Annotated in this window: 17 protein-coding genes; 4 read left to right on the forward strand and 13 right to left on the reverse strand. The window is 46.2% G+C overall.

Features of this window, described 5'->3' with window-relative positions:
• Positions 1-429 precede the first annotated feature (429 nt).
• Positions 430-2,859 (forward strand): TonB-dependent receptor, encoded by a 2,430-nt coding sequence (locus L0Y31_RS06740; RefSeq protein WP_234736356.1) that lies wholly within the window; start codon positions 430-432, stop codon positions 2,857-2,859.
• 1 nt (position 2,860) lies between these two features.
• Here the strand turns inward: L0Y31_RS06740 and L0Y31_RS06745 are convergent, their stop codons facing one another.
• From L0Y31_RS06745 to L0Y31_RS06790, 10 genes are all read right to left on the reverse strand, one after another.
• Positions 2,861-3,973, reverse strand: a complete 1,113-nt coding sequence (locus L0Y31_RS06745; RefSeq protein WP_234736357.1) for a serine hydrolase domain-containing protein — start codon at positions 3,971-3,973, stop codon at positions 2,861-2,863.
• Between the two features lie 8 nt (positions 3,974-3,981).
• Positions 3,982-5,619: a sodium/sugar symporter gene (locus L0Y31_RS06750; RefSeq protein WP_234736358.1), complete on the reverse strand. Its 1,638-nt coding sequence runs from the start codon at positions 5,617-5,619 to the stop codon at positions 3,982-3,984.
• A 90-nt stretch (positions 5,620-5,709) separates the two neighbouring features.
• On the reverse strand, positions 5,710-7,443 hold the full coding sequence (locus L0Y31_RS06755; protein WP_234736359.1) for a glycoside hydrolase family 43 protein: 1,734 nt from the start codon (positions 7,441-7,443) through the stop codon (positions 5,710-5,712).
• A 110-nt stretch (positions 7,444-7,553) separates the two neighbouring features.
• Positions 7,554-8,897 (reverse strand): acetyl-CoA carboxylase biotin carboxylase subunit, encoded by a 1,344-nt coding sequence (gene accC, locus L0Y31_RS06760; RefSeq protein ID WP_234736360.1) that lies wholly within the window; start codon positions 8,895-8,897, stop codon positions 7,554-7,556.
• 80 nt (positions 8,898-8,977) lie between these two features.
• A complete protein-coding gene (gene accB / locus L0Y31_RS06765) occupies positions 8,978-9,460 on the reverse strand; it encodes an acetyl-CoA carboxylase biotin carboxyl carrier protein (RefSeq protein ID WP_234736361.1) in 483 nt (160 codons plus the stop codon).
• Positions 9,461-9,528: 68 nt separating this feature from the next.
• Positions 9,529-10,092: an elongation factor P gene (gene efp / locus L0Y31_RS06770; RefSeq protein WP_234736362.1), complete on the reverse strand. Its 564-nt coding sequence runs from the start codon at positions 10,090-10,092 to the stop codon at positions 9,529-9,531.
• A gap of 56 nt (positions 10,093-10,148) precedes the next feature.
• Positions 10,149-11,138 carry a beta-ketoacyl-ACP synthase III gene (locus L0Y31_RS06775; protein ID WP_234736363.1) on the reverse strand — a complete coding sequence of 330 codons (990 nt, stop codon included), beginning with the start codon at positions 11,136-11,138 and terminating at the stop codon, positions 10,149-10,151.
• A gap of 108 nt (positions 11,139-11,246) precedes the next feature.
• A complete protein-coding gene (plsX, locus tag L0Y31_RS06780; RefSeq protein ID WP_234736364.1) occupies positions 11,247-12,185 on the reverse strand; it encodes a phosphate acyltransferase PlsX in 939 nt (312 codons plus the stop codon).
• 196 nt (positions 12,186-12,381) lie between these two features.
• Positions 12,382-12,576, reverse strand: coding sequence for a 50S ribosomal protein L32 (gene rpmF, locus L0Y31_RS06785; RefSeq protein WP_234736365.1), 195 nt, complete (start codon positions 12,574-12,576; stop codon positions 12,382-12,384).
• Positions 12,577-12,681: 105 nt separating this feature from the next.
• On the reverse strand, positions 12,682-13,233 hold the full coding sequence (locus L0Y31_RS06790; RefSeq protein WP_234736366.1) for a YceD family protein: 552 nt from the start codon (positions 13,231-13,233) through the stop codon (positions 12,682-12,684).
• A 206-nt stretch (positions 13,234-13,439) separates the two neighbouring features.
• Between L0Y31_RS06790 and L0Y31_RS06795 the strand changes: the two genes are divergently transcribed.
• Positions 13,440-14,726 (forward strand): anthranilate phosphoribosyltransferase, encoded by a 1,287-nt coding sequence (locus L0Y31_RS06795; RefSeq protein WP_234736367.1) that lies wholly within the window; start codon positions 13,440-13,442, stop codon positions 14,724-14,726.
• Positions 14,727-14,731: 5 nt separating this feature from the next.
• On the opposite strand, the gene hpt is transcribed toward L0Y31_RS06795, so the two are convergent.
• Complete coding sequence (gene hpt, locus L0Y31_RS06800; protein WP_234736368.1) at positions 14,732-15,280, reverse strand: hypoxanthine phosphoribosyltransferase; 549 nt, start codon at positions 15,278-15,280, stop codon at positions 14,732-14,734.
• 123 nt (positions 15,281-15,403) lie between these two features.
• Between hpt and L0Y31_RS06805 the strand changes: the two genes are divergently transcribed.
• A complete protein-coding gene (locus L0Y31_RS06805) occupies positions 15,404-16,618 on the forward strand; it encodes a tetratricopeptide repeat protein (RefSeq protein WP_234736369.1) in 1,215 nt (404 codons plus the stop codon).
• Positions 16,619-16,702: 84 nt separating this feature from the next.
• On the opposite strand, the gene L0Y31_RS06810 is transcribed toward L0Y31_RS06805, so the two are convergent.
• Entirely contained in the window at positions 16,703-17,173 is a 471-nt protein-coding gene (locus L0Y31_RS06810) for an Lrp/AsnC family transcriptional regulator (RefSeq protein ID WP_234737138.1), read from the reverse strand.
• A gap of 287 nt (positions 17,174-17,460) precedes the next feature.
• Between L0Y31_RS06810 and L0Y31_RS06815 the strand changes: the two genes are divergently transcribed.
• The gene (locus L0Y31_RS06815; protein WP_234736370.1) at positions 17,461-19,020 is read left to right on the forward strand and encodes a glycoside hydrolase family 10-like protein; all 1,560 of its coding nucleotides are present in this window, start codon (positions 17,461-17,463) and stop codon (positions 19,018-19,020) included.
• Positions 19,021-19,033: 13 nt separating this feature from the next.
• On the opposite strand, the gene L0Y31_RS06820 is transcribed toward L0Y31_RS06815, so the two are convergent.
• Positions 19,034-20,263 carry a 4-hydroxy-3-methylbut-2-enyl diphosphate reductase gene (locus tag L0Y31_RS06820; RefSeq protein ID WP_234736371.1) on the reverse strand — a complete coding sequence of 410 codons (1,230 nt, stop codon included), beginning with the start codon at positions 20,261-20,263 and terminating at the stop codon, positions 19,034-19,036.
• Positions 20,264-20,275: the final 12 nt, after the last annotated feature.

The following is a 20,275-nucleotide window of genomic DNA, read 5'->3' on the forward strand; positions in this document are numbered from 1 at the left end:
ATTTTATCTGATTTGGCAACGCATGACTCAATCAACCCCCTTGCCGTATATGAACCTAGAACGGAACTAATTGACTGGTATGCTTATAGTCCGTGTCGTTTTCGCGCTGAAAGCTAATTTACTCTCTCACGAGCTTCCCTTAATAAGGCCCTACTGGCGGATGCCAAATTGGTCAATACACCGTAAAGCAGAGCAGAATTAGTATTCTGTCTCTGCTTTTATTTTCTTAAAGCCTACCGTTCTGCAACTAAACATCAGCGGAATTTTCTCTTTTTACTCGCGCAACTCTTGTCCGCTTTCTTGCATCTCTCAGGCATGAGCGTTTGAATAAACCGTTATACTCACTTGTTAAAGTGTGTTAAGACAGCGTCAGCGCTTCTTTCTGTGGTATACTTTTACCCAGAAATCCTAAACCACCAACAAATACGAATGAAACAATTCTTCCTTTTACTCATGCTGGCCCTCTGGTCAGGTGGACTTCTCGCCCAATCTGACCAAGCCGGACAAATCACCGGCGTCCTTACGGACTCTACAACGTCCAAAACAATCCCTTTTGCTACCGTAGCACTCAAAGCCGATGCAAAACTCATCACAGGTACCACAACGGATGGGACCGGAGCTTTTGGGTTAACAAATCTACCGTTAGGAAAATATCAACTGGAAATATCTTTCGTAGGCTATCGAACGAAAACAATACCGGTGGTGCTGACCAACTCAAACCCTACCCTGCGTTTAGAAAAAAATCAATTGACCCCGGAAGATAGAACGCTGGGTGAGGTAACCGTTGTGAGCCAGAAAGCATTGGTGGAGGACAAAGGCGATCGGCTGATCTACAACGCCGAAAAAGACATTTCCAACGCGGGTGGCACTGCTGCTGACGTACTACGAAAAGTGCCGACCCTGAGCGTTGATTTAAACGGAAATGTTCAAATGCGGGGAAACAGTAACCTCAAAGTGCTGATCAATGGGAAACCGTCCGCCATGATGGCCCGTAACCTGGCCGATGCCCTGAAGCAGATGCCCGCCAATACGATCAAATCGATTGAAGTCATTACTAGTCCGGGTGCCAAGTACGACGCAGAAGGCTCGGCTGGGGTTATTAACATCATTACCAAAAAAGCCTTGCAGGGATTCAATGGTTCCGTCAATGCCACCGCCGGTAACTTTAACCGCGGCTTAGGGACTAATCTGGCGTTAAAGAAAAAGAAATGGGGGCTGTCGCTGGCTGCCAACGGCTACCAATACCGGAATATTCGGGATATACAGACAAACCGGACAACGTTGCTGGATGGAAAGCCAGTTAATATATTGTCCCAAATCAGTACGGGAGACAATACCGGGACCGGTGGCTATGGCGAGATGAGTATTGATTATGACCCCGATTCAACCAGCCGTATCAACTTTGCGGCCAATGTTTGGGGAGGGAATTTCCCAAACGATAGCCGAGTGTTTAATAACCTGACCGATCCGGCGGGAGTTAGCTTGCAGGCGTTTCGGAATGACATTCGCTTTCGTAATCCCTATGGAAACGGACAGCTTGATTTGGGGTATACCAAGACATTTAAGAAGCCAGAGCAGGAGTTCTCGTTCTTGACCCAATTCAGCCTGATGCCTGATAATTACTTCTACGATACAGACCGGTATTCCTTATCCGAGCAACTTTTGTTACGGCAGCATAGCACCAATTATAGCCGTAACAAGGAATATACGCTGCAAACTGATTATACCCACCCATTTACACGGAAAGGAGCGAAAGATACCACAAGCTTTAAACTGGAAGTCGGCGCGAAGGCCATTCTGCGTGACATCGGCAGCGAATACCGGGTTGAAGAATTAAGAGACGCTGAGAAGGGCTGGATTGTAGACCCCACTCAGGCAAATGATTTTGATTATACACAGAACGTTTACTCCGGTTACACAGCGCTACGGATGGAGACTAAAAGAAAATGGAGCCTTAACGCCGGTGCACGCTTTGAGCATACGGATATTCGAGGCAATTTTTTAACGACGAAAACGGCTCTAGCCAGTCAGTATAACAATCTTATTCCTAGCGTAACTCTGTCCAAGGGCCTCAAAACACATACGCTGAAAGTTAGCTATACGCAACGCATTCAGCGGCCTCAAATCTGGTATCTGAATCCTTGGCTCAACGCCAGCGATCCTAAAAACCTACAGACGGGTAATCCTTACCTGGATCCGGAAGTGAGCCACGCCACAGAACTGTCTCATAGTGTAACCACAAAAAAAGGCGTATCGATCAATTCGGCACTTTACTGGCGGCAGACGGATAATGCGATTGAGTTTCTGTCAACGGTTGATTCTACGGGTGTATCGCTTGTGAAGCCCCAAAATATAGCCCAGCGGAAAGCGTACGGACTGAACATAAATTTATCCGGGCAAATCAATAAAAACTGGACTATGAACGGCGGTAGCGATCTACGCTATATCGATTTGTATAGTCCGGCCCTCAAACAGGGCAACAGCGGTATGATTTGGAATGTTAATTTCAATAGCACGTATAAATTGCCTAATAATTACACCTTGCAGGCAAACGGGAGCTATGGTTCGGGCTGGATCAGCTTACAAGGGACCAATTCAGGATTTTACTGGTACGGATTCTCGGCGAAACGCGAGTTCTGGGACAAAAAAGCTAGCTTAACGTTAGGAGTAAACAATCCCTTCAGCCGGGGGATACGGCAAACGGCAACTGAATCGGCACCATCTTTTAGGAGCGAGGGCCGTTACTTCTTTGTTAACCGCTCGGCTCGCCTTACGTTCGAATGGCGATTTGGTCAGATGAATGCCGGGGGTAGCAAGCAAAGCAAGAAAATAAGCAACGACGATAGGGGAGGCCGGTAATCTACTGCGTTAAATCATGCAGTGCCCATACGTCAATCAGCGGCGCTGTTTCTGAGGCAACGCGAATGGTGGTTAGTACTTCCTCGAAAGGAGCAGTGTTATCGGCCAGGTTAGAAAACAGCACAATGGTTGTCTTCTTCGCCGGAACTCGCACCACAAACGTGCTAAACCCAGATGTGCTCCCCGAATGAAAATACTCAGCCGTGTTTTCGTCGGGATGGTACTGAAACCAACCCAGTCCGTAAGAGGCTTGTTCTGTATTTTCAATAGGATAACTAATACGCTCAAAAGCGGCGGTAAGATCAAGAAGCGTATTGTCTTCTAAGGCCTTGCACCACTTTTGGTAATCGATTAAGGACGTATAGATACAGCCATCGCCTTTGGTTCCACTGGTGACGCTCTGATCGGCTGGCACGACTTCATCTTCTTTCTCGCCCGGTGCATACCCCATTGCCCTATTTGGAATAATGCCTTTGGGAGGATCATAAAGGGTCGTTTGCTTCATGCCTAGAGGGTCAAAAATGGTCTGACGAATAAAGGATAAATAAGGCTGGCCAGAAACTTTTTCGACCACCTGCTCCAACACACAGAACGCAGAATTGCTATACCGAAAAGAGGTGCCCGGTTCAAAGTAAGTGCTGTCCAGCGGCTTGAGCAATTGAACCACTTCAGCATCAAAAATCTGGTTTTTTCGCTTGGGTGGGAGCAGGGTTTCGTAATCAACCAGACCAGACCTATGCGTTAGCAGGTGCCGAAGCGTTACTTTCTGACCTACCTTGGAATTAAAATCCGGGAAAAATCGGAGCAGGTTATCCTCAACAGACAGCTTTTTTTGTTTCTCTAACAGCAAAATGCACATGGCCGTAAACTGCTTGGAAACCGACGCCATCCGGAAATTCGTCGCCGGAGTAACGCCCGTTGCTTTAGCTAAATTAGCGGAGCCGTACCCTTTCTGGTAGATTATTTTCCCGTCAATCTGGACAAACAAAGCCCCTCCCGGTGATTTGGCCGGGAAGTGGCGACTCATTACGGAATCTAATTCAGTCTTCAACGATTGAGCGTAGGCAGATAAAGTAGCACAAAGCAGGCTTATGGCTAATACAACGGATTTCATGCTGCAATCTACCAAAACACGCTATACAATACGGCCAGGATGCTTAAAATCAGCGCTGAGGTTATTATGAAGGAAGGCGAAACCCGAAATAATCGCTTGTCAATCGTTAACCCCTTTTCGTTATTGACGCTAGCGGGATCAGTAAGTGTCACGCCGATCATGAGCAGTACATCCAGGCAGAAAACCCACATAGTTCGGTGGAGGAATGGAATTTCGTCTGCCTGAACGCCAACCAGATTCATTACTTCTGGCCAGAATTTAAGTAGAACCGAAAGCGGAATACTCAAAATAGCTGCCGTCAAAGCGGCCCGTGTGGTGGTGCGCTTCCAGAAGAATCCCAACAGGAAAATGGCAAAAACACCCGGCGAAACGAAATTCGTATATTCCTGAATGTATTGGTAAACCTGGTCAAAGGAACGCAGCATCGGCGCGATAAAAATGGCGATCACAAAGGCTACCACCACCGCGTAACGCCCTACTCGCACCAGCTTTTTTTCGGAGGCATCTTTATCGATAAATTTCTTGTAGATGTCGAGCGTGAAGATAGTCGAGATACTGTTGCATTTACCAGCCAGCGAGGCAACAACAGCTGCTGTCAGCGCAGCGAAAGCCAGCCCTTTCATGCCTTCTGGCAACAAATTCATCAAAACGGGATAAGCATTGTCTGGACGAACCAGCCCGTTCGCACCCGTCATGGCCTCCTGAAAAATACCGTTTTTGAAAAGGACGTACGCCGAGATGCCGGGAATAACCACAATCAGGGGAATCAGTAACTTCAGGAAGGCGGCGAAAAGAATTCCGCTTCGGGCCGTTTTCAAATCGGCACCCAAAGCGCGTTGCACGATGTATTGATTACATCCCCAATAGGAAAAATTATTGATCCACATGCCTCCCGTGACCAAAGCCATACCCGGTAATTCGTTGTAATGCGGGTGGCCCTTGGGCAAATACATGTGAAAATGCGTATCTGCTTCCTTCCGTAGCGAGAGGATTCCATTCCAAACGCCAGAAACACCTACTTTATCCGCGACAAGGTCCAAGGCCAAGTAGGTCACTACTAAACCGCCAACAATTAACACAACTACTTGAACCACATCGGTATAGCCAATTACTTTCATGCCGCCCAGCGTAATGAAAATTGCAAAAAGTGCAAGCCCAATGGTACAGGTTGTAAACGAAATGCCCGCCAGCGACTCGATAGCTACGGCACCCAAATACAGAATAGACGTTAAATTGACTAGCACGTAAACTACCAGCCAGAAGATGGCTAGAATGGTACTCACCGTATCGTTATACCGCTGCGCTAAAAATTGCGGCATGGTATAGATGCGGTTGCTTAAGTAAATCGGAATGAAATAAACCGCAACCACAATGAGCGTTGCGGCGGCAAACCATTCGTAGGAGGAAATGGCCAGTCCCATGGCAAAGCCCGATCCGGCCATGCCAATAAAGTGTTCGGCAGAAATGTTGGAGGCAATGAGGGAAGCACCGATTGCCCACCAGGTTAGTGAACCTTCAGCCAGAAAGAAGTCTTTTGTATCAGTTTCTTTGTTTTTCCGACGGCGATAAACCCAATAGCCGTAGCCGGATACGAGAATGAAATAAAGTAGAAACACCGCGTAGTCAGCGGGTTGTAAATGATTCATCAGAAGGAAGGATTTAGGCTAAAACAATGCAAAATAGACTAATTTTTATTCAAAACTTTATACGTGATGCCGAACCGAAGAGTAAATAAACTATTTGTAGACTTCATCCGACCCGGTGTAATCGAACCAGTCGAAGTGAGCCTTATTGGTTGACGTTTTGCCCAGTGAGGTAGCATACAAGGCGTAGAGGCAGCCGACGAAGCCGCCCGCCTCCTTCGTGCTCAAAAATTTGGCCTCTACTTTGTCCTTCAACAGTGTCCAGCTTGTGGGCTGAAGCGCGTAAAAGAACGAATACGTATCGCCCTTCGCTTCAATTTTCAAGAATAATGGACTTGGTGCCGCGCTTTCTTTTGGGAGGTTCTGCGTAGCCAATAACTCCATTTGATTGGGTGGCATACCATTCGCTGATCGGTAAAGCTGCACAACTGGCTGACCAGCTTCAATGGATTTGCACAGAAAATAGAAATGCTCCTCGTTTTGAAAAATCAGCATACCAACCTTTTCGTTGGCTGAAGTGGGCGAGAACTGAAACGACGTACTGGCTGAGCCGAAAAGGTGCTGCTGGCGACGTCCGATAAAGCTCGGGTTGATTTTCTGAGAGCAATCTTCGGGACGAACCTCAACGGTTAGGTGACCCGCTTTTTCAGCTAAGCTATACCAGCTTGTCCGCGGATTTCTAAGAAAAAGCCAGTCCCAATCTAGCTTGGGTTTATCAAAATTATCCCTGATCTGAAAATTACCGTTAGTGGGCTTGGCTGGTTTTAGCGCCGCAGCCAACTTGGGAGCAGGGTAGCGGTATTGAACTACTTCGTGATCTGGGTTAATGATGGGCCAGCCATCTTTCCACCGTATCGGAGCCAGAAAGGTTTCGCGGCCCGTATTGTAATAATCTTGGTCGAAAGGCTTGTATGGGCGACAACCCAAAAAGACAGCCCACCAGTCGCCATTGGGAAGCTGCACCAAGTCGGCATGGCCCGTTGAGGTAATTGGCCAATTGCGATTTTGGTCTAGTTTTCTCTGCGTCAGAATGGGATTGTGCTCGTAAGGAACGTAGGGGCCAGTAACCTGCCGACTGCGAAATGCAACCTGCGAATGATCGTAACCTGTACCGCCCTGGGCGGCAATCAGGTAATAGAAACCGTCTTTTTTGAAAATATGAGGTCCCTCAATCCAGCTTGGTTTTTTGCTGATGTCGGTGCCTCCATTAACCAAAATTGTTTCCTCACCCGTTACGGCTAGCTGCTGTACGTCAAAAGCATACATTCGAATGGTGCGGTGACCGTCGTAAAGCGGCTTATTATCGGGTGGAATGCTGTTGTAGATCAAGTAAGCTTTGCCATTGTCGTCAAAAAATAGAGACGGATCAATGCCATTTACCTGCGGTAACCAAATTGGATCGGACCAGGGACCCGCCGGATTTCGGGAAGTGACAATGAAATTACCCTTGCCATCGACCAGGGTGCAGGTAACGTAAAAAGTCCCTTTATGATACCGGATGGTAGGCGCAAAAATACCTCTTGATACGCCCAAACCGTCAAAGTTAAACTGATCCAAGCGGCTTTGAACATTGCTAATTTGCTTCCAATTGACTAAATCAGTACTCTGAAAAATAGGCAGGGCGGGGTAATAAGCAAAGGTGGAATTAACCAGGTAATAATTGTTCCCAACCCGGCAAATACTAGGATCGGGATAAAAACCGGCCAGAATTGGATTTTGATATTGTTTAACTACCTGAGGCAAAGCCTGCTGGTTTAGCGCAAAATAGAAACAAAGGAAGAAAGCAAAGACGGCTTTTTTAGGCGAAAAAAAAGGGGCTACTTTCATGAAGACTTATTTTACTGGACTCATTGCATTTAGGTGGGCTGAAATTATAAAAAAAGAGCCGGAAAGCTTCGCTTCCGGCTCTTCTCATCCAATAGCTTGGACTAAATAAATTACAAAGTGCTAAAGTCAAATCCTTCCAAAAAGGCGGTTGTAAACTCACCCGACTGGAATTTTGGATCGTCCATCAATTTGATATGGAAAGGAATCGTTGTTTTGATACCTTCGATCACGAACTCCTGTAAAGCCCGCTTCATCCGCGTAATAACTTCCTCTCGCGACTGACCAGAAACAATTAGTTTGGCAATCATGGAGTCATAATTAGGGGGGATCGTGTAGCCGCTGTAAACGTGGCTATCAATGCGAACCCCGTGGCCGCCGGGGAAGTGAAGGTTCGTGATTTTGCCGGGTGATGGGCGGAAACCGTTTGCGGGGTCTTCGGCGTTGATTCGGCACTCCATCGAATAGAGCTTTGGCGTATAGCTCCGACCCGAAATAGGTACGCCGGCTGCTACCTTAATTTGTTCCTTAATCAGGTCGAAATCCGTTACTTCTTCCGTAATCGGGTGCTCTACCTGAATCCGGGTATTCATCTCCATAAAAAAGAACTCCCCGTGCTTATCGACCAGGAATTCAATGGTTCCGGCTCCTTCGTAACCGATCGCGGAAGCGCCTTTGATGGCGGCTTCTCCCATTCTTTCGCGAAGTTCTGGCGAGATGATCGGCGAAGGCGTTTCTTCTACTAATTTCTGGTGACGACGCTGAATCGAACAATCGCGTTCGGACAAGTGACAAACCTTACCGTACTGATCACCCACAATCTGAATCTCGATGTGGCGGGGTTCTTCAACGAACTTTTCCAGATAAAGACCATCGTTGCCAAAAGCGGCTCCGGCTTCCATGCGGGCGTCGAACCACGCTTTTTCGAAGTCAGCTTCGCCCTTGATGATCCGCATACCACGGCCACCACCACCGGCTGTTGCCTTAACAATAACCGGATAGCCCATACCAGCCGCCAATTGCTTTCCTTCCTCAAGCGATTCGAGAAGGCCTTCGGAGCCAGGAATGACCGGTACGCCCGCCATTTTCATGGTTGCTTTAGCCGTGGCCTTGTCGCCCATGGAGTTGATTTGCTCAGCCGTAGCACCAATAAACTTGATGCCGTAATCCGCGCAAATTTGCGAAAACTCAGCGTTTTCTGACAGAAAACCGTAGCCTGGATGGATGGCATCGGCACCGGTTACTTCAGCGGCTGAAATGATATTTGGAATATTGAGGTAAGACTGACGACTAATTGGCGGACCGATACAAACGGCCTCATCGGCAAACCGAACATGCAAGCTGTCGCGATCGGCTGTCGAATAAACCGCAACCGTTTTGATGCCCATTTCGCGGCATGTCCGGATGATGCGTAGAGCAATCTCTCCCCGATTGGCGATTAATATTTTCTTGAACATAATGAGTGAAAGAGCAAAAGGTGAAAGAGCGAAAGAGTAAGTTGTTTTCTCACTCTTTCGCTCTTTCACCCTCTCATTCTTTAAATAGGTTCGACAAGGAACAATGGCTGATCGTATTCTACCGGGGTAGCATTTTCAACGAGCACTTTAACGATACGGCCAGAAACTTCCGACTCGATTTCGTTGAAGAGTTTCATCGCTTCGATGATACAAACTACTTTGCCCGTTTTTACTTCGTCGCCAATTTCTACAAAAGAAGGCGTCTCCGGATTGGCCGAGCGGTAGAAAGTACCAATCATAGGCGACTTGATTGTTACGTATTTTGACTCATCAGCTTTAGCAGGAGCAGCGGGGGGTAAAGCAGGAGCTGAAGCTGGGGCAGGGCTTGACGCTGCAACGGGTTGAGCGGCTGGCAATAGCGCTGGTGCTGGAGTAGAAGTTGATACGGTAGCCTGGCCAGAACGTTTAACGCTGATCTTGAGGTCGTTAGTTTCAACATGCACTTCGTCCAGACCGGATTGTGCAATAAAGTCGATGAGTTTTTGAATATCTCTGATTTCCATAGGAATTGGTCAAGAGTAAGTTTTTAGCCAGGCATTTAAGGTAATACACAGCCGAAAATTTACTGCTATTATTTTACTCGTTCTACGTAATCGTATGTACGTGTATCAACGCGAATTTTGTCACCTTGTTCAATGAACAAAGGAACCATGATGGTTGCTCCCGTGGCTACTTCCACTTTTTTCTTTGGGCTGTTGGCTGTATCGCCCCGAATACCTGGTTCGGAGTACGTTACTTCCAATTCCACAAAAGCGGGAAGTTCACAGGAAAGCGGCGTCTCTGTCTCGGCATTAATCAGAATCTCAACTTCCTGGCCTTCTTTCATCAGATCGGCAGCACTAACCAGTTTTTCACTCAGGTTGATCTGGTCAAAGGTTTCGTTGTCCATGAAGTTGAAACCAGCTTCATCTTTGTACAGAAACTGAAACTTCCGGCGTTCTACGCGAACAGGAAGAATAGTAACCCCTGAGTTAAAGGTATTATCAAGAACTTTGCCTGACGTGAGGCTTTTCAGTTTCGTACGGACGAAAGCAGCGCCTTTGCCCGGCTTGACATGCTGAAATTCAACTATCTGGAACAAGTCATGGTTGAAGTTAATGACTAATCCATTTCGAATGTCTGCGGTCGTTGCCATAAATTTTTGAACTATGATTATTCAGTTTAGATAGATTAACTTCGATTACGAGCTCACTAATAAGCCCATTTTACGTAAACAGCACCCCAGGTAAAGCCGCCCCCAAAGGCTGCTAAAATCAGGTTATCTCCTTTATTGAGTTGAGACTCGTAATCAAACAAACACAGCGGGATGGTTGCCGCCGTGGTATTTCCGTATTTATGAATATTGAGCATTACCTTGTCCATGCTAACACCCATGCGGTTGGCAGTGGCTTCAATAATGCGCTTGTTTGCCTGATGAGGAACTAGCCACGCTACATCATTGCCTTGTAAGCCATTACGTTGCATGATTTCCGCCGAAACGTCTGCCATGTTTTTAACGGCAAATTTAAAGACCGATGGACCGTCCTGGTACACGTAATGCAATCGCTTATCGATTGTTTCGTGCGTGGGTGGGTAGCGGCTTCCGCCTGCTTTCTGAAACAAGTGGTGCTGTCCGATGCCGTCGGAACGAATAATTGAATCCAGTACTCCGGTATCTTCTTCAGTGGGTTCCAGCAGGACTGCACCAGCTCCATCGCCAAAGAGTACGCAGGTAGTCCGGTCTGTATAATCGATAATAGCCGACATTTTATCGGCACCGACTACAATTATTTTTTTGTATTTGCCAGTTTCAATGAACTGCGTACCAATGGTTAATGCGTACAAAAAGCCAGAGCAAGCTGCTTGGATGTCGAAACTCCCGATGGATCGAATGCCCGACATATCACAAATTAAATTGGCTGTCGAGGGAAACACATAGTCCGGCGTGGTCGTGGCGCAAATCAACAGCTCTACCTCTTCTGGACGCGTATTCGTTTTCGCGAGTAACCCCTTCACAGCTTCCGCACCCATGTGCGACGTACCTAGCCCCTCGCCCTTCAAAATATGGCGTTCTTTGATACCAGTACGAGAAGTAATCCACTCGTCGGTTGTATCCACCATTTTTTCCAACTCTGCGTTGGTCAGGATGTAATCCGGTAAATAACCGTGAACTCCGGTAATTGCCGCTCTCAACTTAGTCATACTGCGGGGTACTTGCTGGTTTTATCGAATTTGTCGTTGCGGGAAAAATTCCGGAAACGGCTTCGTAAGCTCCTTCATGAAGGAGCTAGAAAACAAATTCGAAAATTCTTAACTCAATGCCTGAGCTATTTTCAGATATGCGTTTGACTCTACCTGTTTTTTGGCTAAGAATAGCATATTCTTAATGGCCAACGGAGACGAAATGCCATGTGCGATAATCACATTGCCATTTACGCCAACAATTGGGCTGCCGCCAACAGATTCATAATTTGTTTTGTCGATGAAGTCGTGGCTGATTCCCAGTGCTTTGGTCATATCGTAAAGCGATTCTCCCATTTTAAACAGGATGTTACCCGTAAAACCATCCGTAACAATCACGTCGGCCTTATTGAGAAACATATCTTTCCCTTCGATATTTCCGACAAAGTTAATCCGCCGGTTATTTTTTAACAGTTGATAGGTCGCCTGAGCCACCAATGAGCCTTTGCCTTCTTCTTCGCCAATGTTCATAAGGGCAACGCGGGGCTTGTCGATGCCAAACGTGTATTGAGCATAGATAGACCCGATCAGGCCAAACTGGTCCAGCATTTCGGGTTTGCAATCGGCGTTAGCGCCAATATCCAGCATTACCGCGTAATCACCAGCAATCTGGGGAACAAAACCAGCAATACAAGGCCGTTGTACGCCTTCAATAGCCCGAACGCTAAACAGCGCTCCGACGTGCATCGCTCCCGTATTTCCGGCACCACAAAACGCGTCGATCTGCTTATCGCGTAAAAGTTTAAACCCAACTCCAATGCTGGAATTGGGTTTCTGAGAAAGCGCCTTCGTGGGGTGCTCACCCATTTCTACAACATCTTCGGCATGAACAACTTCGATGTTGGAGGCTTTATAACTGGTTTTGTTTAGCAGGTCTTCAATTACTGGCTGTTTACCCACCAAAACGATGGTTACTTCATCCGATAATTCCTTGGCGGCCATCACAACTCCTTCAACAATTGCTTCCGGAGCGAAATCACCACCCATTGCGTCAACTGCAATTTTCATTGATATTTATTTGGGTACGATGAACGAAGGCGTAAAATTAGTAGATGACAGGCAAAAAAAAAGTATTTCCCACTTGGCAACGGTCAGTTAATACGTTCCGTGTGTAGCGGGAAATACTTTTTTGCACTCTAAATCCCTGTAAAGAGACTAAGAAATTTTGCCTGAAAAGTACCCTTAATTTAACTAATAGGCTACTTTAAGCGGTCGGAGCGTAGTTTTCAATGACTACTTTGCCTTTGTAATACAAATTGCCTTCGTAAACGTGGGCGTGGTGACGAACATGAATTTCGCCAGTTGTTGCATCAATTGACAAAGCTTTTGAAGTCAATCTATCGTGCGATCTGCGCTTATCACGTCGTGTGCTTGAGTGTCTGCGTTTGGGATGTGCCATATCTCGGTTGTCAGTTAATTATAATCGTAAAATTTCAGCGAAGGTGCAAAATGTCAAATCTGTTTTCTTTATCACATTGCGGCGCTGAAGCTTTACTGGTTAGTTCTAGTTATCTCTTAATTTTCGTAATGCTTCCCAGCGAGGATCGACAGGCGGCTCTTGCGTATCATCATCGCTTGAGTCTTCTGGCGAGGAACTGTAGATCAGTTTACCCTCTTCCTCATTGTCTTCGTCGTCCACTTCATCGGGACGAAATCTAGGGTGTAGTTTCTTAACGGGGAGCGATAAGCCAATAAAATCGAAAATGTATCTGGCTACATTGATTTCCTGCGTATTCCAGGTAATCAGTTCAATTTCGTCGGTAAGCTCTTCGTTACGATCGCCAAACTTCAAAAAGAGCCGCTGCTGGACGTCAATCGGCTCGTAAAAAGGATCAAGGCTGCGATCACAAATCAATTCAACTTCGCCCTGCATGTGGAAATCCAGCCGAATCATAGTTGAAGACTTGTCTAAAACCACATGCGTTTTGAAATGTCCACGGCGAATCAAATTCTGCTCCAACTCCTCAAAGAAAGCATCACCTGATTCCATGTCGTATTCATACGCCTGGTTTTCCAGCCCAACGATTTGAATCGTATATTTTTTCAGTTCTTTCAAGTCGCTTCTCAAAATAGTCCGCAAAGTTACGAAGTATTTCTAAATCAGAAAATAACAAGCCAAAAATTATAAAAAGGTTGGGACAATATTATTTCCTTTTTTTAAACGAATAATTCGAAATAAAGAGAAATAATTACTCGATTCAGCCAAATGTAGTATGGCATGTTTTATATTAGCCGTTATTTTCGTTGGAATTTATCTGCATTATGGCAATTCTAAACTCTGTCTTGGCTGAGCCAACTTCAACGGTTCTTGGCCGGGCAATTCAGCATATTGGTATCGGTAAAAACGGAAGCAAACCTTTACCGGCTGATTTACTGGCTGAATGTCGGCGCGTTTTGCTGGCTAATGAGGTGGATTCATTACAAAAAGGAGCTTTTATTGGCGCGCTGCTGGCCAAAGGCCCAACCGACGAAGAACGCACACTCGAGGACATTTGGGGAAAAGGAGCTTTTTCGCATCCTATGTTTCTGATCAATAAAGTTTGTCCTGGTTTACCAAGCAACCTCTTTCCGATTGCTACCAAATTGCTTCGGGGTCATAATTTAGGTCTTAGCGAAGCCTATCAGTTAGGCAAATTTCTTTTCGCGGAAGAGGAAAGCGAGGAGGCAAGTTGTGAAGCCTTCAGGGCCATGGCCGTTAGTATTTTGCGTGTCCGGCACGAAACCAACGATGAATATAAAGGTCTATACATGGCGACAATGGAAACATTATCGCCGGGTTTTCAGCAGGTAAGTTGCGTAACGAAGCCGCTTATTCAACTGGCTGAGCCATTCGATGGGGTAAATCATTCGTACATGATAACGCCATTGCTGGCCCAGTTTTTCAGCCAGCGTGACTACGGGGTGGTTTCGATGGTAAGCCGCACGCCTGGGCCTAAATACACCCTTAATGCGTACGATCTATTTCTTCATCTGGGCTGTCATCTTTTACAGAGTAATCATGAATTAGCCATACCTGCTGAGCCTTATGGCTGGGTGCTTGACCAGAAGGCACTTTCTCCCGCCCTGGATCGCTGGATTGATCGGCGTCGAGTTTTGATAAAGCGTCCGTTTTTATCCACGCTGGAAAAACTGCTTAATCCCTGCGGAGCCCGGATACTAGTAACGTCTGTTTTTCACATTACTTACCAGATGAAAATGGCTGAACTGGCGCTCATGGCTGGTTTTGACGCGGCCATTGTTCTAAAACGTGGACTGGAAGGAAGTCTGGCTCCCTCAACAAATCGTGCCAGTGGAATTCTTTGTGCCGTTCGGACACCGCAGGGGCATTTGTTTTTTCAGCATTTTGACGCCGATTTACCTGCTTTTGCCGAATACCGGAATGATAGTGATGAAGAAGTTATTAGTCCTTATGCCCACGATAATGCCCGACTGATACGTGAGTTTCTTGCCGACGGGAAATCGGCAAATGCGGATTTCGACAACCGAGTTCGATTTGCGAAAGCGCTATTTGGAAGAGGACTGGACTGGATCGAAGGACAGTTGCAATAAAAGATTTATACTGCTTCTTTGTGGTTTTCTTCCAGGACTAAAATCTCCTTTGTATTACGGCCAAAGCCATCATAATCCAAGCCAAAGCCGAGCACAAACTGGTCTTCAATCTCAAAGCCAACATAACTTAGGTCTACCTCGGTTTTGAGCGCAGTAGGCTTAAACAAGAGCGTAGCAATTGCCAACGAGGCTGGATTATGCGTTTCTATTTGTTGGCGGACCTGCTGGATTGTCAGACCTGTATCGACAATATCTTCAAGAAGAATCACATCTTCGCCGGTAAGACTTTCAGTTAATCCCAGAATTTCGCGGACGACGCCCGTTGATTCGGTCTTCTGGTAGGAACCAACGCGAATGAACGTCACACGGCAGGCGATCGTCAGGTTTTTCATCAACTCGGCGCCAAACATAAAAGCACCATTCAGTACGATGACCAAGAAGGGCTCTTTGCCGCTGTAGTCCTGATTGATCTGGTTTGCTAATTCAGCAATACGGCTTTCAATGGTTGTCTGATTGATAAAAGGAACGAACGTTTTGTCTTTGACAGTAAGCATAATACAGAGCCGAATTGTAAGAAACAAAGGTAATGCATGACTAGATGGGTTAAAAATTTTTAATGGATAAACTCGAAAGTCAAAATATACGTTGATAGGAGGAAGTTGACCTAAAAGTTGAAAATGAAAGGATTAGTTTTTTTTATTACAGGTTTGCTATTGGCTATCTCCACACAGGCGCAGATATATGACCCACGGGAGCTGGATAAAAAATACGATATGCTTCTAAAGCATCCGGGGATGCAGATTGAATCGGCGGAAGCAATCAATAACCTGTATAATTATAAATTTTACGAAGCGGACAAAGAGTTTCGCTGGATGCGCGTGCGTTTTCCCAACCACCCCATGCCTTATTTTCTGATCGGCCTGGCCGAGTGGTGGAAGATTGTTCCCAATACGGACGTGACGGATTACGACGATAAATTTCTGGCCTATATGGACTCGACCATCGTAAAGGCAGAAAAGCTATATGATGAGAAAGAAGATAAAGTAGAGGCTGCGTTCTTTCTTTCGGCAGCGTATGGGTTTAAAGGCCGTCTTTACTCGGAGCGCAAAAAATGGACAAAAGCGACCTTTGCCGGGAAGAATGCGCTAAAGTATTTTGACAAGTGCAAAAACAATGGTGATCTAAGTCCTGAACTGCTGTTTGGTGATGGTTTGTTCAATTACTACGCGCAATGGATTCCACAAAATTATCCTTTGTTGAAACCTATTCTGATGCTTTTTCCCAAGGGAAACAAGAATCTTGGAATTCAGCAACTGGAAAAAACGTCAAATAATGCATTCTATACCCGGGTCGAGGCGCGCTATTTCCTGCTTCAGATTTACAGCATGGAAAACCAGTATGACAAAGCCTACGACCTGGCCAAGTACATGTGGAAGCAATATCCCGACAATCCGTTTTTCGAGCGGTATTACGCCCGGACTGCTTTTGTGCGTGGAAACATCAACGAAGCGGATGCCGTGTCGAAAAGTATTCTGGCTAAAATTGAACAGGGGCAACCGGGCTATGAAGGGGTGAGCGGCCGAACGGCGGCTTATATCTTAGCTTATATCAATTACAATTACATGCATAACCTGCCTACTGCGAAAGAGTATTTCCTGAAATCGATCGAGTATGCAAAACAGACGAACTCATTTGACGCAGGGTACTACTGGGCGTCGGTATTGAGCCTGGGCAAGATTGCAACGGCAGAGAAGAATTACGAGCAGGCGCAGCAGTATTACAAGGAAGTGCTCGATAAGGCTGATAAAAAGTCCAGCCAGTACAAAGAAGCCAAAGAAGCGCTAAAAGGCAATAAAAAATCCCGGCGTGATGAGCGACGGGGTCGGAAATAAGCCATTTCTGGCGAAGTAAATAATTAAAGATGCCCAATAGATAATAGCGTTTAAGTGCGTTATCTATTGGGCATCAATGCTTTATCAGGGAATTGGCAGAACTTTGCTTTCCTTGAACGTGGAAAGGATTACCATTGTCTGGGTACTGGCAACTTCCTCAATTTCGTTGATCTTTTCGAGCATCAGGTGCTGATAAGAAGCAATGTCTTTAGCAATAACTTTAAGCAAAAAGTCACCAGAACCGGTGATATGGTGGCATTCAACGATTTCTGGAATTTCCATCACACGGGCAACAAAGGATTCTGTTACCTGTTTTTTATGACCAACTAAGGTAATTTGAACAAAGGTGGTTACTCCAAGACCTACTTTTTCGCGGTTGAGCTGAGCGTGGTAGCTCTGGATAATCCCGGAAGTTTCTAGTTTCTTGACCCGTTCGAGTGTAGGCGCTGGAGAAAGGCCAATTTCCTTAGAAAGTTGCGCGTTTGTGATCCGGCCGTTGCTTTGAAGAATTTCTAAGACTTTACGATCAATCTGATCAAGTTTGGTGACTGACATGTTGTTACTAACTTTATCCAACCATAAAGATGCCACAAAACTAAATCAAATCTTTATTTTTTCTAAAGATATATTGATATCCTACTAAATAGTAAAATATGGTTTGTTTTAAAGCATCTTTTTCTGCTCAAAATTACATGAAAAGCTAGATAGACCAAATGATATTTTAAGCAATTGGTTTAGAATCACCGTAATTTATAGATTTGCAGAATGAATTTACAACTATAACTAATAAGTTAGTTATAAAATTATATTCAAGAAAGGCTGATTTGAGTCGTTAATAGAGTATGAGTTTTCCTGCATCAATTTTCCCCTTGTTGTTTGTTTTTCTGTTTGGAAGCCGCCAGCAGCCAACCGCAGAAGCGGCTGAAGAGACGCCATCACCGCCGAAGAGAGAATTTCGCGCCGTTTGGATTGCTACCGTGGGTAATATGGACTGGCCCAGCAAAGGAGGCTTACTCGCGGAGGAGCAACAGGCTGAATTTATTAATATTCTGGATCAACACCAGCGGGCTGGGATCAATGCCGTCGTTGTGCAGGTACGAGCGGCGGCGGATGCCTTTTATGCCAAGAGCTTCGAGCCCTGGTCTTACTGGCTGACGGGAAAACAAGGCCAGCCACCGGAGCCTTTTTACGATCCACTGGAATTTATGATCCAGGAAACGCACAGCCGGGGGATGGAATTTCACGCCTGGTTTAATCTCGATCGCGCCACCTTTAGCAAGAAAAGTGTTGTCGCGCCCGATCATATTAGCCTACGCCGCCCTGACTGGATGTTGCCTTATGGCGAACGAAAACTGTTCAACCTGGGATTGCCTGATGTAAGAACCTACGTGGCTAGCGTGGTGACCAACATTGTGCGAAATTACGACGTGGACGGCATTCACTTCGATGATTATTTTTACCCATACGCTGTTCCAGGTCAGGTCTTTAAGGATGATTCAACGTATCGGGCCTTTTATAACGGACAATCTAGAGACGACTGGCGGCGGACAAACGTCGATAAGCTCATTAAGCAATTGCACGATTCCATTCAGGTAGCTAAACCCTATGTGAAATTTGGAATTAGCCCGTTTGGCGTCTGGAAAAATCATAGCCAGGATCCCGAAGGTTCGCCAACATATGGCGGCATGACGGCTTATTATAACCTATACGCTGACGTGCGAAAATGGGTTAAAGAAGGCTGGATCGACTACGTGGCTCCTCAGGTATATTTCAGTGCCGGTTTTGACAAGGTGCCGTACCGGGCATTGGTTGAGTGGTGGACACGGAATAGTTTCAACCGGCATTTGTACATTGGACACGGTGTCTACCGGTTCGGCAATGTTCGGGACAAGGACAAAAACTGGATGAACCCAAAAGAACTGCCTAATCAGGTTCGGTATAATCGGCAATTCTCGGGTGTTCATGGTAGCATCTATTTCAGTTCTACGTCGCTAACCCGAAACTTAGGCAATTTTCGGGATTCTTTACTGACAGACTTAAACCGATATCCGGCGCTGGTGCCGCCCATGCCCTGGAAAGATGCGGAGCCGCCTTATCCGCCTCGTCAGGCAAAGGCCGTTCCGACGCCCATAGGCATGGAACTAACCTGGCAGCAGCCAGAAGATGCTGCCGACGGAGATAAGGTGCGTTATTACGTAGTTTATCGTTTCAACGAGGAGGAAAAAGTACGCACTGAAGATCCGCGTCATATTCTGTCGATCTGTGTTGGCGAAAAAACAACCCATTACCTCGACCGTACTGCCAAACCGGGTGAGCGCTACGTGTATGTGCTGACGGCAGTTGACCGGCTTCATAACGAGAGCGCCTTGATCCGGGTTAACGTACAACAATCACAGCAATAAGGCTGGTGTCTGACTATTCTTGGTATGGCTGGATTACGTCTTCGAGCGATTGCGTATTCTCAAAATAAGACACAATTTTCAACAGAATTCCTTCAACAATAGCATCGGGGCAAGAAGCTCCGCAAGTCAGCAGAATAGTTACTGGTTCTTTGTCCGGGATAAAATTTTCGGCTACTTCTTCCTGCTTCGTGTGCAGATTGAAATGACGAATCAGGTTGCGGGACAAAATCTTTTGTTCTGATTCAATGAAATAGGTCGGCAATTTTTCTTCGCAAAGCTCAACGATATGCGACGTATTAGAGCTTTTATAACCTCCGGCCACAATGGCAAAATCGGCGGGATTGGTTAGCAAAGCATACGTTGCATCCTGATTGTCATTCGTGGCATAACAAAGGGTATCCCGCGTATTGGCAAAACGCTCCTCAACCTGCTCGGGCAAAAGCGCGTATTTGCGAATCATAACCAATTTCAGGTAATCAGCAATGCTTTGGGTATCCGCCGCTAACATCGTCGTCTGATTCACGACACCAATGTGCTGAAGGTCCGTTTCGGGATTAAAGCCGTCGGAGTACTGGTCTGCAAACTCCTCATAAAACTGAGCGGTAGGTAACTCGCCGGTAATGTATTTAGCTAGTCTCTTGGTCTGCTCCATGTCTTTCACCACAACAGTCGGGGCCGACTCTTTGCTGTGCGAGAAAGTAGCACGCGTTTCTTCGTGGCTGGGCTTTCCGTGCACGATAACCGTGTAATCTTTTTTCCCAATCTGGCTGGCTTTGTTCCAAACTTTCTCGACAAACGGGCAGGTCGTATCGAAGCTATACGGATCCAGACCGGCAAGCTCTAGCTGTTGCTGAATTTCCAGGGTAGTGCCAAAGGCAGGGACAATAACAATATCGTCGGGAGTAAATTCACTCCAGGGAATAAGCTGGTTGCCGGCCGTATCCATGATAAATCGCACGCCCCGTTCCTGCAAATCGCGGTTGACGTCCGGGTTATGAATCATTTCGCTCAGCAAAAAAATGCGTTTGCCCGGATTTTCAGCAATGGCCCGGTAGGCAATTTCAATCGCGTTTTCTACGCCATAACAAAACCCGAAATGGCGAGCAATCAAGAAGCGGACAGGTCCAAAATCCAGGACGCTCGGAGTAAAATCGCGTTTTAGCTTATCCCGTTTCCGGCGAAACTCTTTGATAGGGCTAATAATACGACTCCGGTAATGCGCTGGAATATTAAACGATTTCATTAAGTATATAGT

The organism is Tellurirhabdus bombi (genome assembly GCF_021484805.1).
Classification (GTDB): Bacteria; Bacteroidota; Bacteroidia; order Cytophagales; family Spirosomataceae; genus Tellurirhabdus; species Tellurirhabdus bombi.

Bases quoted from the DNA above. Each gene is read 5' to 3' on its own strand.
- accC (WP_234736360.1), bottom strand. From the start codon at position 8,897: ATGTTCAAGAAAATATTAATCGCCAATCGGGGAGAGATTGCTCTACGC.
- L0Y31_RS06820 (WP_234736371.1), bottom strand. From the start codon at position 20,263: ATGAAATCGTTTAATATTCCAGCGCATTACCGGAGTCGTATTATTAGC.
- hpt (WP_234736368.1), bottom strand. From the start codon at position 15,280: ATGCTTACTGTCAAAGACAAAACGTTCGTTCCTTTTATCAATCAGACA.
- L0Y31_RS06810 (WP_234737138.1), bottom strand. From the start codon at position 17,173: ATGTCAGTCACCAAACTTGATCAGATTGATCGTAAAGTCTTAGAAATT.
- accB (WP_234736361.1), bottom strand. From the start codon at position 9,460: ATGGAAATCAGAGATATTCAAAAACTCATCGACTTTATTGCACAATCC.
- efp (WP_234736362.1), bottom strand. From the start codon at position 10,092: ATGGCAACGACCGCAGACATTCGAAATGGATTAGTCATTAACTTCAAC.
- L0Y31_RS06775 (WP_234736363.1), bottom strand. From the start codon at position 11,138: ATGACTAAGTTGAGAGCGGCAATTACCGGAGTTCACGGTTATTTACCG.
- L0Y31_RS06755 (WP_234736359.1), bottom strand. From the start codon at position 7,443: ATGAAAGTAGCCCCTTTTTTTTCGCCTAAAAAAGCCGTCTTTGCTTTC.
- L0Y31_RS06740 (WP_234736356.1), top strand. From the start codon at position 430: ATGAAACAATTCTTCCTTTTACTCATGCTGGCCCTCTGGTCAGGTGGA.
- L0Y31_RS06795 (WP_234736367.1), top strand. From the start codon at position 13,440: ATGGCAATTCTAAACTCTGTCTTGGCTGAGCCAACTTCAACGGTTCTT.
- plsX (WP_234736364.1), bottom strand. From the start codon at position 12,185: ATGAAAATTGCAGTTGACGCAATGGGTGGTGATTTCGCTCCGGAAGCA.
- L0Y31_RS06750 (WP_234736358.1), bottom strand. From the start codon at position 5,619: ATGAATCATTTACAACCCGCTGACTACGCGGTGTTTCTACTTTATTTC.
- rpmF (WP_234736365.1), bottom strand. From the start codon at position 12,576: ATGGCACATCCCAAACGCAGACACTCAAGCACACGACGTGATAAGCGC.
- L0Y31_RS06805 (WP_234736369.1), top strand. From the start codon at position 15,404: ATGAAAGGATTAGTTTTTTTTATTACAGGTTTGCTATTGGCTATCTCC.
- L0Y31_RS06745 (WP_234736357.1), bottom strand. From the start codon at position 3,973: ATGAAATCCGTTGTATTAGCCATAAGCCTGCTTTGTGCTACTTTATCT.
- L0Y31_RS06815 (WP_234736370.1), top strand. From the start codon at position 17,461: ATGAGTTTTCCTGCATCAATTTTCCCCTTGTTGTTTGTTTTTCTGTTT.